Annotated in this window: 12 protein-coding genes; 2 read left to right on the top strand and 10 right to left on the bottom strand. The window is 65.3% G+C overall.

Annotation, left to right across the window (positions count from 1 at the left end; translation table 11 throughout):
- Window positions 1-505: 505 nt before the first annotated feature.
- Together acnA and ACE3OO_RS11890 are read left to right on the top strand one after the other, a co-directional pair.
- Window positions 506-3,193 carry an aconitate hydratase AcnA gene (gene acnA, locus ACE3OO_RS11895; protein ID WP_374304687.1) on the top strand — a complete coding sequence of 896 codons (2,688 nt, stop codon included), beginning with the start codon at window positions 506-508 and terminating at the stop codon, window positions 3,191-3,193.
- Window positions 3,194-3,264: 71 nt separating this feature from the next.
- Entirely contained in the window at window positions 3,265-3,825 is a 561-nt protein-coding gene (locus ACE3OO_RS11890; RefSeq protein ID WP_374303117.1) for a nucleotidyltransferase family protein, read from the top strand.
- Here the strand turns inward: ACE3OO_RS11890 and ACE3OO_RS11885 are convergent.
- The 10 genes from ACE3OO_RS11885 to ACE3OO_RS11840 all read right to left on the bottom strand — a co-directional run bounded on the left by ACE3OO_RS11885 (window position 3,818) and on the right by ACE3OO_RS11840 (window position 13,268).
- The gene (locus ACE3OO_RS11885; protein ID WP_374303115.1) at window positions 3,818-4,255 is read right to left on the bottom strand and encodes an FKBP-type peptidyl-prolyl cis-trans isomerase; all 438 of its coding nucleotides are present in this window, start codon (window positions 4,253-4,255) and stop codon (window positions 3,818-3,820) included. The two genes, ACE3OO_RS11890 and ACE3OO_RS11885, sit on opposite strands and share 8 nt — an antisense overlap.
- 81 nt (window positions 4,256-4,336) lie before the next feature.
- Complete coding sequence (locus ACE3OO_RS11880) at window positions 4,337-4,750, bottom strand: FKBP-type peptidyl-prolyl cis-trans isomerase (RefSeq protein WP_374303113.1); 414 nt, start codon at window positions 4,748-4,750, stop codon at window positions 4,337-4,339.
- Window positions 4,751-4,884: 134 nt separating this feature from the next.
- Window positions 4,885-5,766 carry a UDP-2,3-diacylglucosamine diphosphatase gene (locus tag ACE3OO_RS11875; protein WP_374303111.1) on the bottom strand — a complete coding sequence of 294 codons (882 nt, stop codon included), beginning with the start codon at window positions 5,764-5,766 and terminating at the stop codon, window positions 4,885-4,887.
- Window positions 5,767-5,976: 210 nt separating this feature from the next.
- Window positions 5,977-6,279 carry an HU family DNA-binding protein gene (locus tag ACE3OO_RS11870; RefSeq protein WP_374303109.1) on the bottom strand — a complete coding sequence of 101 codons (303 nt, stop codon included), beginning with the start codon at window positions 6,277-6,279 and terminating at the stop codon, window positions 5,977-5,979.
- Between the two features lie 207 nt (window positions 6,280-6,486).
- Window positions 6,487-7,698: a multidrug effflux MFS transporter gene (locus ACE3OO_RS11865; RefSeq protein ID WP_374303107.1), complete on the bottom strand. Its 1,212-nt coding sequence runs from the start codon at window positions 7,696-7,698 to the stop codon at window positions 6,487-6,489.
- 99 nt (window positions 7,699-7,797) lie between these two features.
- Window positions 7,798-9,333, bottom strand: coding sequence for an alkaline phosphatase family protein (locus tag ACE3OO_RS11860; RefSeq protein ID WP_374303105.1), 1,536 nt, complete (start codon window positions 9,331-9,333; stop codon window positions 7,798-7,800).
- A 22-nt stretch (window positions 9,334-9,355) separates the two neighbouring features.
- Window positions 9,356-10,255 (bottom strand): ABC transporter permease, encoded by a 900-nt coding sequence (locus ACE3OO_RS11855; protein ID WP_374303103.1) that lies wholly within the window; start codon window positions 10,253-10,255, stop codon window positions 9,356-9,358.
- A 15-nt stretch (window positions 10,256-10,270) separates the two neighbouring features.
- Complete coding sequence (locus ACE3OO_RS11850) at window positions 10,271-11,200, bottom strand: ABC transporter permease (RefSeq protein ID WP_374303101.1); 930 nt, start codon at window positions 11,198-11,200, stop codon at window positions 10,271-10,273.
- Between the two features lie 17 nt (window positions 11,201-11,217).
- On the bottom strand, window positions 11,218-12,234 hold the full coding sequence (locus ACE3OO_RS11845) for an ABC transporter ATP-binding protein (RefSeq protein WP_374303099.1): 1,017 nt from the start codon (window positions 12,232-12,234) through the stop codon (window positions 11,218-11,220).
- Complete coding sequence (locus tag ACE3OO_RS11840; protein ID WP_374303097.1) at window positions 12,231-13,268, bottom strand: ABC transporter ATP-binding protein; 1,038 nt, start codon at window positions 13,266-13,268, stop codon at window positions 12,231-12,233. The genes ACE3OO_RS11845 and ACE3OO_RS11840 overlap by 4 nt, the downstream gene beginning before the upstream one ends.
- Window positions 13,269-13,293 lie beyond the last annotated feature (25 nt).

The following is a 13,293-nucleotide window of genomic DNA, read 5'->3' as shown; positions in this document are numbered from 1 at the left end:
CGGACAGTAGGCCGTCAAGGGGTGGCGCAATGCGCCCCTGAGCATGCTTCTCATTGCCTAAATTTCGACCCCGGTTGAACTTTCCTCCAGCCGAAAGCGCTTGGCAAACCCATGGTTTTGCGGCACCTATTTGCGGCAATCTGACGCGGGTTTTCCCGCCCGCCTGACCAGCCTTTCCCATCTTTACGTTCCGTCACGAAAGGATCGCCCCGTGAAAGCCGCGAAGAAGACCCAGCGCAAGGCCGCCAAGGCGCGCAAGAGCCCCGCGAAAGCCAAGGCTAAAAAGGCTGTCAAAAAGGCCGTGAAAGCCGCGAAATCCGCACGTCGGGCCGCGAAGACCGCCAAGAAGGCCGTTGGCCGCAAGGCCGCGAAAAAGGCCGTGAAGAAGAAGGTTGGCAAGAAGGCGGTTGCCGCCCGCAAGCCCGCCGCCAAGGTGAAGAAGACGGCACCGGCCGTCAAAAAGACCGTCGCCAAGGCCGCTGGTGCCGCCCGTGCGGTTCCCATCGTGGTGGGCCAGGATACCCTGAAGACCCGCCGCAGCCTGAAGGTCGGCAACAAGACCTATGCCTATTACAGCATCAAGGCCGCCGAGAAGGCCGGCCTGGGCGACCTGACCCGTCTGCCCTATTCGCTGAAGGTGCTGCTGGAGAACCTGCTGCGTTACGAAGACGGCCGCAGCGTCACCGTCGACGACCTGAAGGCCGTGGCCCAGTGGCTGAAGGACAAGCGTTCGGACCGCGAGATCGCCTATCGTCCGGCCCGCGTTCTGATGCAGGACTTCACCGGCGTGCCCGCCGTGGTCGACCTGGCCGCGATGCGCGATGCCATGACCAAGCTGGGTGGCGACACCAAGAAGATCAATCCGCTCTCGCCGGTCGATCTGGTGATCGATCACTCGGTCATGGTGGACTACTCGGCCAACAAGTCGGCCTTCCAGAAGAACGTCGACCTGGAATACGAGCGCAATGGCGAGCGCTATGCCTTCCTGCGCTGGGGCCAGACCGCATTCGACAATTTCCGCGTCGTGCCGCCGGGCACCGGCATCTGCCACCAGGTGAACACCGAATACCTGGCGCAGACCGTGTGGACCGGCATGGACGGCAAGACCGAGGTGGCCTACCCGGATACCCTGGTCGGCACCGACAGCCACACCACCATGGTCAACGGCCTGGCCGTTCTGGGCTGGGGCGTGGGCGGCATCGAGGCCGAGGCCGCCATGCTGGGCCAGCCGATTTCCATGCTGCTGCCTGAGGTGGTCGGCTTCCGCCTGTCGGGCAAGCCGAAGGAAGGCACCACCGCCACCGACCTGGTGCTGACAGTGACGCAGATGCTGCGCAAGAAGGGCGTGGTGAACAAGTTCGTCGAATTCTATGGCCCCGGCCTGGACGAGCTGTCGCTGGCCGATCGCTGCACCATCGCCAACATGGCCCCCGAATACGGCGCCACCTGCGGCTTCTTCCCGGTCGACGCCGAGACGATTGCCTATCTGAAGGCTTCCGGCCGCGACCCGCAGCGCATCAAGCTGGTGGAGGCCTATGCCAAGGCGCAGGGGCTGTGGCGCACGCCGAAGGCGCCGGAGCCGGTCTTCACCGACACGCTGGAACTCGACCTGTCGACCGTCGAGCCCTCGCTGGCCGGTCCGACCCGTCCGGAAGGCCGCGTGCCGCTGAGCCGCGCCGCGACCGAATTCAAGGATGCGATGGGCAACTTCTACGGCAAGAAGACCGCGCTGGACTTCCGCGCCAAGGTGGAGAAGTCAAGCTTCGATCTGGGCCATGGCGACGTGGTGATCGCGGCGATCACCTCGTGCACCAACACCTCGAACCCGAGCGTGCTGCTGGGCGCCGGCCTGCTGGCCCGCAACGCCCTGAAGAAGGGCCTGAAGACCAAGCCGTGGGTAAAGACCTCGCTGGCGCCGGGCAGCCAGGTGGTGAGCGACTATCTGGCCAAGTCGGGCCTGCAGAAGTCGCTGGATGCCCTGGGCTTCCAGGTGGTGGGTTATGGCTGCACCACCTGCATCGGCAACTCGGGCCCGCTGCCCGACAACATCTCGAAGGCGATCACCGACAACGACTTCGTCGTCGGTGCGGTGCTGTCGGGCAACCGCAACTTCGAGGGCCGCGTCCATCCGCTGACCAAGGCGAATTACCTCGCCTCGCCGATGCTGGTGGTGGCCTATGCGCTGGCCGGCAACCTGGGCATCGACGTCGCGACCCAGCCGCTGGGCCATGACGCCAAGGGCAAGCCGGTCTACCTGAAGGACATCTGGCCCTCCAACAAGGAGATCGCGGCCACGGTGCGCAAGTATGTGACGCCGGCGATGTTCAAGAAGCGCTATGCCGACGTGTTCAAGGGCGATCCGCTATGGCGCAAGATCAAGGTCGGCACCGGCCAGACCTATGGCTGGGACAAGAAGTCGACCTACGTGCAGCATCCCCCGTATTTCGAGGGCATGAGCACGACGCCGGCGCCGATTACCGATGTGAAGGGCGCCCGCGTGCTGGCGATCCTGGGCGACAAGATCACCACCGACCACATCTCGCCCGCCGGCTCGATCAAGAAGGACGGCCCGGCCGGCAAGTACCTGACCGACCACGGCGTCAGCTATGCCGATTTCAACTCCTATGGTGCCCGTCGCGGCAACCACGAGGTGATGATGCGCGGCACTTTCGCCAATATCCGCCTCAAGAACGAGATGGTGCCGGGCACCGAGGGTGGCATCACCAAGCACATGCCCGATGGCGAGGTGATGTCGATCTATGACGCCGCGATGAAGTACAAGGCCAGCAGCACCCCGCTGGTGATCGTGGCCGGCAAGGAATACGGCAACGGTTCGTCGCGTGACTGGGCGGCCAAGGGCACCATCCTGCTGGGTGTGAAGGCCGTGATCGCCGAAAGCTACGAGCGTATCCATCGTTCGAACCTGGTCGGCATGGGTATCCTGCCGCTGCAGTTCCTGAACGGCATGACCCGCTTCGACCTGAAGCTGGACGGCTCGGAGAAGTTCGACATCTCGGGCATCGCCACCGGCCTGAAGCCGCGCATGAAGACGCCGGTGACCATCACCCGCGCCGACGGCTCGACCCAGACCGTGGAGGTGCTGTGCCGCATCGATACGCTGGACGAGATCGACTACTACAAGAATGGCGGCATCCTGCATTACGTGCTGCGCAACCTGGCCAAGGCCGCGTAAGCGCAATACTGCAGATCGCAGACATGAAAACGGCCGGGGCAACCCGGCCGTTTCTGTTTTAGGATCGCTGCATGTCGTCCGATCACAAAGCCGTCATCGACATCATCGCCGCCGATCCTTGGGCCATGGATATCCTGTGGCTGGCCCGCAGCCTCAGTCTGCCGGACTGGGCCATCGGCGCCGGGTTCGTGCGCAGCCTGGTCTGGGACCGGCTCTGCGGCTTTGCCCAGCGCACGCCGCTCAACGATATCGATATCGTCTATTCCGACCCGGCCGATATCAGCCGCACCATCGAGCGCGCGGCCGAGACGGAACTGGCGGCCGCCCGCATCACCCAATCCTGGTCGGTGCGCAACATGGCGCGCATGCATCTGAAAAACCGCGACGCCCCTTACCGCGACACCGCCCACGCCATCGGACATTGGCTGGAAACGCCGACGGCCGTGGCCGTCACCATGGACGATGACGGCACGTTGCGCCTGCTGGCGCCGCATGGCGTGGCCGATCTGCTGGCCGGCCGGGTTCACCCGACGCCCAGCGGCTGGCGCAAGATCGAGGAATATCGCGCGCGCGTGACGGCCAAGTCCTGGCCGTCACGCTGGCCGAAAGTGGTGGTGAAAGGGCTTACCTGAGCTCGATCAGTTCGACATCGAAGATCAGCGTGGCGTTGGGCGGGATCACGCCGCCACCGGCACCGGCCGCGCCATAGCCGAGTTGCGGCGGGATGACGAGCGTACGCTGGCCGCCGGTCTTCATGCCGGCGACGCCCTCGTCCCAGCCCTTGATGACCCGGCCGGCGCCAAGCGGAAAGGCGAAAGGCTGGCCGCGGTCGCGCGAGGAATCGAATTTGCGGCCCTTCTGACCGCCTTCCATCAGCCAGCCGGTGTAATGCACCACGGCGGTCTGGCCGCGCCGGGCGGTTTCGCCGTTGCCGGGCTTGACCTCGGTATAGCGCAGGCCCGACGCCGTGACCTGCTCCTGGGCTCGGGCGGCGAATGGCAGGGCGGAAAACAAAAGGCCCGCGATCAAGGCAACGGCAAGAGCGCGACGGGACAACAGCATTGCAAAGACTCCGAATGAATGGAACGACGCGGCGAAGCCTGCCGCCGGAATGCGGCGACAGCAAGGCCGGGACAGGCCGGTTCAGCGAACCGAGACCAGTTCGATTTCGAAAAACAGGGTGGCGTTGGGCGGGATGATGCGGCCGTTGCCGCGCGCGCCATAGCCCAGATAGGGCGGGATCAGCAGGGCCCGCTTGCCGCCCACTTTCATGTAGGCCACGCCCTCGTCCCAGCCCTTGATCACCTTGCCCTGGCCGAGCAGGAACTCGAATGGCTGGCCGCGTTTGTAGGAGGAGTCGAACATCCGGGTCGGCTTGTTGTTTTCCCAGATCCAGCCGGCGTAATGCACCGTGACCATCTTGCCCGGTTCGGCCTTGTCGCCGGTGCCGACCACGATATCGCCGGCCCGCATGCCAGACGGGGTCTGGCGCAGGTTGACAGCTTCCTGTTTGCCGCCGATGCCGATGGCACCGAGTATCGAAGACAACACTCCCATGGGCAGAGAATACCAAGCAAAGGCGCCGCTGCCCAGAGTTGTCGAACAGCCCCCAGGGCCGACCGGCGGGCGAATCGGCACCCGAATCGGGCTAGTCACCCGGCCAACGGGTGCGCGGCGGGCAGAAGCCGGCCTCAGCCCACCGGTTCGGGCAAGGGCTGCGGGAGGGGGGGGCGACCATCCTCTGCCGACTCGCCGGCCACCTCATCCCCGGCCATGGCCTCGCCAGCCAGCAGGAAGGAGCCGAGATTTTCGCGCAGTTCGGCCCAGCGCAGGATTTCCAGCCGGCCATCGGCATGCTCGACCAGCGCCGTGCAGCTCTCCACCCAGTCGCCGTCGTTGCAATACAGGATGCCGTCGATCTCGCGGATCTCGGCATGATGGATATGGCCGCAGACGACGCCATCGACATGGCGCCGCCGCGCCTCTTCGGCAATGGCGCGCTCGTAATCGGAGATGAACTCGACCGCGTTCTTCACCTTGTGCTTCAGATAGGCCGACAGCGACCAATAGGGCAGGCCCATCCGGCGGCGCAGATGATTGAAGCCGGTATTCAGGCTCAGCGCGAAGCCATAGGCGGCATCGCCCAGCAGGGCCAGCCACTTGGCGCAGGTGACAATGCCATCGAAATGGTCACCATGGGTGACCAGGAACTTGCGGCCGTCGGCCGTTTCGTGCACCGCTTCCATCTGCACGGTGATGCCGCCGAATTGCAGGCCGTTGTCCTCGATGAAGTCGCGCAGGGCTTCATCATGGTTGCCCGGCACGTAGATCACATTGGTGCCCTTGCGCGCCTTGCGCAGCAGTTTCTGCACCACGTCGTTTTGGCTCTGGTTCCAGTACCAGGAGCGTTTCAGCCGCCAGCCATCGACGATATCGCCAACCAGATAAATCGTGTCGGCTTCGGTATATTTGAGGAATTCCAGCAGCAGGTCGGCTTTGCAGCCGCGTGTGCCCAGATGGATGTCGGATATCCATATGGTGCGGTAGCGGGCGGGACGGAAAGCCACGTTCATCGGTCACCTGCTGTTGCCGGCACGCGATGCGAATCACCGCAGCGACAAATTCTTGGCCGGGAAGATGAATCCGGGCCTGCCCGTTGTCCCGTGAATTTTCCATGACCCGGATGACGGAACGATGACAGCGGCGAATGGTGGAAACGCGGCAAAGAAAAAGGGCCTGCCGCGAGGCAGGCCCTGGATCGGACAACGTCCTTGCGGGACGGATCAGATCGCTTCCTTCAGCACCTTGGAGGCGCGGAAGGCAACCTTCTTGGAAGCCTTGATCTTGATCGGCTCACCGGTCTGCGGGTTGCGGCCCATGCGGGCAGCACGCTTGCGGACCTGCAGGATGCCGAGGTCGCCCAGGCGAACGCGCTCGCCCTTCTTCAGCGACTTGGTCACGGCAGCGAAGAATTCCTCGAACAGACCGGCAGTGGCCTTCTTCTGAAGCTCATGCTTCTCGGCCAGCGCGGTGGCGATCTGCTTCGCGGTCACAGTAACCGTCTTGGTGGCGGCCGCTTTAGCCATGGTCTCTCTCCTCAGAAAAGATGCGTCAGATGTTGTTATGAACGAATCGGGAGTTGGTTCCCGAATCCTCCATAGCACCGCGCCGGCCTCTTGCCCATCGGGGAAAGCGCAAAAATCCGCTAGACATGCGGTTTTTTGGCAGCCGGGTCGAATCGGAGCCGCAAAACATGCGGGTTTATCGCACCCGACCCGGACCGCAGGGCGGTTTCAGGTGCGTCCCGTGCGGATTTTCGCGGCGACGGCGAAGGCCAGCACCGCCAGCAGGCCGCTGCCCAGCATGGTCCAGATCATCGGATACTGGCTGGGGTCGAGGTCCTGGCCGTAGCCGACCAGCACGGCCGCGCCGGCGCCGACCAGCATCTGCAGGGCGCCCGACAGGCCGGCGGCGGCGCCCGCCGCCCGGGGATTCACCGAAACCGCCCCGGCGGTGCCATTCGGCAGCGTCAGGCCGTTGGACAACGCCACCACCGCCATGGGCAGGAACAGCCCCGGCAGGGTGAGCAGGCCAAGCCAGCCGATGGCCGCCAGGGCCAGGATGCCGAACAGGCCGATGATCGCCCCGATGCCGATCATGCGATCCACCCCCAGCCTGACCGCAAAGCGTCCGGTGCAGAAATTGCCGGCGAAATAACCGACCGAGACAACCATGAACCACAGGCCATAGCTGGATGGCGGCTGGCCCATGACGGTGACCACCACGAAAGGGGCCCCGGCGATGAAGGCGAAAAACATGCCCGAGGTGAAGGCCGTCTGCAGGGCATAACCGCAGAAGGTGGGCGAACGCAGCAGAGAGCCATACCCCCGCAGCATGGCGCCGATCCCCTCGCCCAACCCGGGCTCGGCCAGGGTTTCCCGCAGGGTGACGGTCACGCAGGCCAGCACGATGATGCCGGCCACGGCACAGAAGGCGAAGCTGGCGCGCCAGCCGAACAGCGTGTCCAGATAACCGCCGAGCGCCGGCGAAAACATCGGCGCCAGCGACATCGCCATGGTGACGTAACCGATCATCGCCGCCGAACGGTCGCGGTCATAGAGGTCGCGGATGATGGCACGGCCCAGCACCAGGCCCGAACAGCCGCCGATCGCCTGGAAGGCACGGCCGATCATCAACATCTCGATCGAGGGCGCCAGTGCGCAGAGCAGGCTGCCGACACAGAAGATCGCCAATCCGCAGAGCAGCACCGGGCGGCGACCATACCGGTCGCTCAAGGGGCCATAGACAAGCTGCGCCAGGCCGAGGCCGATCAGGTAGAAGGTGAGCGTGAGCTGCACCAGGCCGTAATCGACCTGGAAATGCCGGGCCAGGCCCGGCATCGAAGGCATGAAGATATTGAGCGCCATCGGGCCGATCGCCGACATGGCGACCAGGATCACGATGGATGGCAGGCGACGGGGGCTGGACTCGGACAGGGCGAACACCGGACAACAGACCGCATCGGCCCCGGGGCCGGCGGAGGATTGGGCGAAACGCCCAATCCTATAGCGCTAATCCGGTTACGGACCAACCCGCCAGTTGCGTCAGCGCCGGATTTCCAGCCCATGCGGGCTGGCGCGATAGCCGGTCAGCGTCTTGTCGGCATGGGCCAGCCGCCAGTTCAGCATCTTCTGCGCATATTCCAGCATCTTCGGCATATAGGCCGGATCATTCGCCACATTTCTCAACTGCCCCGGATCCTTCTTCAGATCGAAGAACAGCGGCGGCAGGGCGGCACAATGAACGTATTTGTAGTCGTCATCCTGCACCACGGCGAGCGAACTCTGGTCCATCGCCGTGCCCAGGATGCCTTCCGGCTTGGAGTAGAAGATGTCGCGGAAGTCGAATTCGTAATGCACCTCCGTACGCCAGTTGGCCGGCACGGCACCATAGGTGAAATCCAGCAGCGAACGGCCATCGCACTGGCGCGGGATCTCGGCACCGATCCATTCCAGGATGGTGGGCATGGTGTCCACCGTTTCGGTGTAGCGGTCGACGATCTGGCCACGCGTGGATTCAGCGGCGCGGTCGGGATTGCGGATCACCATCGGGATGCGGAAGCTGCCGTCGAAATAGGCCAGTTTGCCGAGCAGGTAATGGTCGCCTAGCTGCTCGCCATGGTCGCAGGTGAAGATGATCAGCGTGTCATCCCACTGGCCGCTGTCTTTCAGGAACTGGAAGACGCGGCCGAGATGGTCGTCGATTTCGGTCATCAGGCCGAAATAGGTGGCGCGCATGACGCGCACCTCTTCCTCGCTCATCGCCGAGCCCAGGTCATTGGCGCCCTGGAAGAAGCCACGCTGGTTCACGGTGTCGATATAGAATTTGTGCAGCGGATGCATCGCCGCCGCTTCTTCCACCGATGCATGCCGCACCGGCGCCGGCATGTCGGCGGGATCGTACATGGTGTTGTAAGGCTCGGGCGCGATATAGGGCGGATGCGGCCGGTAATAGCCCAGATGCAGGAACCAGTTGCGGTTGCTGGCGCCGTTCAGGTAGGTGAGCGCGCGCTCGGTGAACCAGGCCGTATCGGACAATTCCTTCGGCAGCTGGCCCGGTTCGCGCGTCGCGCCCGGCTCGCCGGCCCGCGGACGCCAGACATCCTCGGGATTCTCCGGCAGCTTGTAGCCCTTCGAGGCCATCCAGGCGAAATAGGCTTCCTTGTAGGGCTCGAAGGCGCCGACGGGACGGAACCCGTCCATGATATCGCCCAGCACGAAAAAACGCGGATCGTTCGGGCCCGTGGTGCGCGGATCCGGCGTCGTCGTCGTATAGCCGATCAGGGCCGGGTCATAGCCGTTCTTGCGCAGCTCATGCCCCAGATTGGTGAAGCGCGAGTCGAGCGGAATGGTGTTCTGCACCGCGCGATGGGTCATCTGGTACAGGCCGGTCAGTAGCGAGGCGCGCGCCGGACCACAGGGAACCGCCGTGGTGAAATGGTTGCGGAAGGTGACGCCCTCGCGGCATAGCATGTCGATATTCGGCGTCTTCAGACCGGGCGTGCCAAGGTAGGAAAACATGTCGCCGCGCCACTGGTCGACGACGATAAGCAGGATGTTCTTGCGGGCCTTGTCGGACATGTCTTGATCTTCTCTTGCTTGACTAACGGAGGGTTGGATCGAGGCGGTCGCGCAGCCAGTCGCCCAACATGCTGATCGACAGGGTGGTGAGCACGATCACGGCGCTGGGCGCCAGCATGATCCAGGGCGCGCGGGTGATATATTCGCGGCCATAGCCCACCATGTTGCCCAGCGAGGTGAGCGGCGGCTGCACCCCCAGCCCCAGGAAGGACAGCCCGCTTTCCAGCAGGATGATCTCGGGGAAGGTCAGCGTCATCGACACGATCAGCGTCGAGGCGATGTTGGGCAGCACATGGCGGCCATAGATGCGCCAGCTGCCGGCGCCGAGATTGCGCACGGCAGCGGCATAGCCCTGCTCGTTGGCCGACAGCGTCAGGCCGCGGGCGATGCGGGCATAGCGCTCCCAGCTATGGAAACCCATCAGCACGACGAACAGCGTGATGTCGTTGCCGAAGAAGGCCAGCACGGCCAGCGCGATGATCATGAAGGGCATGCTGGCCTGGAAGTCGATCAGCACCAGCACCAGCGCCTCGAAGCGGCCGCGCAGATGGGCGGCAAGAATGCCCAAAGTGGTGCCCATGCCGGCGGCGATCAGCGTGCCGAAAAAGGCGATCAGCAGGCTCATGCGGATCGACATGATCAGGCGCGACAGCACATCACGGCCGAGTTCGTCGGTGCCCAGCGCATGCGCCCAGGACCCGCCCATGCCGACCGGCGTCTGCAATCGTGCCTTGAGATCGAACGCCGTGAAGCTGTAGGGCGCCAGCAGGTCGGCGCCTAGCGCCACCACCAGCATCAGCACAACCCAGCCCAGGGCCAGCAGCATGGCCGGCGGCCAGGCGGCCAGGAAACGCCGCAATTTCGCCGGCCGCGCCGGGGCCGGCTTGGCGGCGGCAGGAAGATCGGTGGCAAGATCGGTCATGCTGCGACGCGCTCCTCAAGCATGGGCGCGGCCGCGCCGCAGGCGCGGATCGAGCCAGCCATAGGCGATGTCGACCGCCAGGTTGGCCGCCACCATCGAGAGAGCGATGGCCAGCAGGATGGCCTGCACCACGGCGAGGTCGCGGTTGGCAACCGAGGCGACCAGCAGGCGGCCGACGCCGGGCCAGGCGAACACGCTTTCCACCACCACGGCGCCGGCGATCAGGCTGCCGATCATGAAGCCGACGATGGTAACGGTGGGGATCGCCGCATTGGGCAGGGCATGGCCCGACACCACGCGGCGCCAGGGCACGCCCTTGGCCGAGGCGGTGCGGATATAGGGCTGACCCAGCACTTCCAGCATGGCGGAACGGGTAAAGCGCGCCAGCACGGCGGCACCCGCCACGCCCAGAGTGACGATGGGCAGGATGGCATGGCGCCAGCTTTCGCTGCCGCTGGAGGGCAGCCAGCCAAGCTGCACCGAGAAGACCAGCACCAGCAGCAAAGCCAGCACGAAGCTGGGCACGGTGAAGCCGGCCACCGAGGCGGTCATGGTCAGGCGGTCGAGCGTAGAGTTGCGATGCAGGGCGGCGAAGATGCCGGCCGGAATGCCCAGGCCGATCTTGATCAGGAAAGCCGGCAGGGTGATGGCCAGTGTCATCGGCACGCGTTCCAGCACCAGGTCGATGGCCGGCCGGCCATCGCGCATGGAATTGCCGAAATCGCCACTCAGGGCTTTTGTCGCGTAGGCGATGTATTGCTCCCAGATCGGGCGATCGAGGCCCCAGGCCTTGCGGAAAGCCTCGATGGCCTCGGGCGGTGCATCGATCGACATGATCAGCATCGCCGGGTCGCCCGAGAGCCGCAGCACCACGAAGGCGAAGGTGACGACAAAACAGATGGTGAGCGCGGCCCGGGCGACACGGGAAGCAACAAAGCCAAGCATCTCAAACCCCCATCACGTCAGGCCGCCAAACCGGCGGCCGCATCCGGCTCGACGAAATGGCAGGCAACCTTGCGACCACCACCCGTTTCGCGCAGAGCCGGCATGGCTTCGGCGCATATCTGCGCCGCGCGCGGACAGCGGGTGCGGAAGGCGCAACCCGAGGGCGGCGCGGCCGGATCGGGCGGATCGCCCTGCAGCGGCACTGGCCGCGCGAGGCCGCGCTGCTGCACGCTGGGGATCGCGGCCAGCAGGGCCTGGGTGTAGGGATGCTGCGGCGCGTGGAACAGGCTTTCGGCCTCGCCGTATTCGACGATGCGGCCGAGATACATCACCGCCACGTCGTGGCTGATCTGGCGCACCACTTTCAAATCGTGGCTGATGAAGACGTAGGTCAGGCCAAGACTGTGCTGCAGATCCAGCAGCAGGTTCACCACCTGGGCCTGGATCGAGACATCCAGCGCCGAGATCGGCTCGTCGCAGACCAGCAGCCTGGGCTGCAGGATCAGGGCACGCGCCAGCACCACGCGCTGACGCTGGCCGCCGGACAGTTCATGCGGATACCGTTCGCCGTGATGCGCCTGCAGGCCAACCGCTTCCATCGCGGCGGCGATGCGGTCCTGTCTGATACCGCGTGAGAAATCCGGATGATGGATTTCCAGCGCCTCGCCGATCTGGTCGGCCACCTTCAGCCGGCGATCGAGCGCGCCGAGCGGGTCCTGATAGACCATCTGCATCATCTGGCGCTGGCGGCGCCAGTCCGCGCTGCCGGCCCTGGCCAGTGGCTGGCCCTCGAACAGCACCTGTCCCGCCGTGGGATCGAGCAGGCCAAGCAGCAGCCGGCCGGTGGTGGACTTGCCGCAGCCTGACTCGCCGACCAGGCCCAACGTCCTGCCCTTGTCGACGCTCAGGCTGATGCCGTCGACGGCACGCAGCAGCGCCGTGTGGCTGGCCGGCCAGGAACCCTGCCGCACAGTGAAATGCCGGGTCAGCCCGCGGGCTTCGAGCAGGGGCTCGGATGCAGAGAGCGCTGTCACAGCACGACCTCGCGGATGGCGGCATCCTGTCGCGCGGGGGTCGCTTGTGGCCGGGAGGCAGGCGCATCGGGGAAATAGCGGGTGCGAAAACACAGCACGCGTTCGGCCGCATTCACCGGCACCAGCGGCGGCTGGCTGCCGTGGCAGGCCTCGTCCGCCTCGCCGCAGCGCGGTGCGAAGGCGCAGCCTTTGGGAAGATTCCACGGCTCGGGCACGCTACCCGGGATGGAGGCCAGCCGCACCCGCGGTCCGTCCAGCGCCGGCAGGGCGGCGAGCAGGCCGCGCGTATAGGGATGGCGCGGTCGGTCGAACAGCGTGTCGGAGGCCGCTTCCTCGACCAGACGGCCGGCATACATGACGCAGACGCGGTCGACATTCTCGGCCACCACGCCCAGATCGTGGCTGATCAGCACCATGGCCATGCCGCTGTCGCGGCGGATTTCCTGGAGCAGAGTAAGGATTTGTGCCTGAACAGTTGCATCCAGTGCCGTGGTCGGCTCATCGGCAATAAGCAGATCGGGTTCGCCGGCCAGCGCCATGGCGATCATCACGCGCTGGTTCATGCCGCCGGACAATTCATGCGGATAATCGCGCAAGCGCCGCGCCGCATTGGCGATGCCCACGCGATCGAGCAGGCGTTTGGCCTCGGCCTCGGCCGCCGCGCCTCTCAGGCCGCGATGCAGGCGCAGCGCCTCGCCGATCTGGCGGCCAATACGCAGAACCGGATTGAGACTGGAGGACGGGTCCTGGAAGATCATGGCGACACGCCGGCCGCGCAGGGTTTCCAGCATGGAACGCGAGGCGCCCACCATCTGGCGGCCGTCCAGCATGACGCTGCCCTTGATGCTGGCCGTGCCGGGCAGCAGGCCCAGGGCCGCCAGCCAGGTGACGCTTTTGCCCGAACCGGATTCGCCGACCAGGCCAACCGCCTCGCCGGCACCGACATCGAGATCGATGCCGTGCAGGGCGCGGATGCTGCGGCCGCCCTGGGCAAAATCGACCGTCAGGCCGCGGATTTCCACGAACTTGTCCATCGCCGGATGCCTTCTGCCGTGCTGG

Origin of the sequence: Ferrovibrio sp., assembly GCF_041906005.1 — a bacterium.
In the GTDB taxonomy this organism is placed as follows: domain Bacteria; phylum Pseudomonadota; class Alphaproteobacteria; order Ferrovibrionales; family Ferrovibrionaceae; genus Ferrovibrio.
This window is presented reverse-complemented; position numbering and strand designations above follow the sequence as displayed.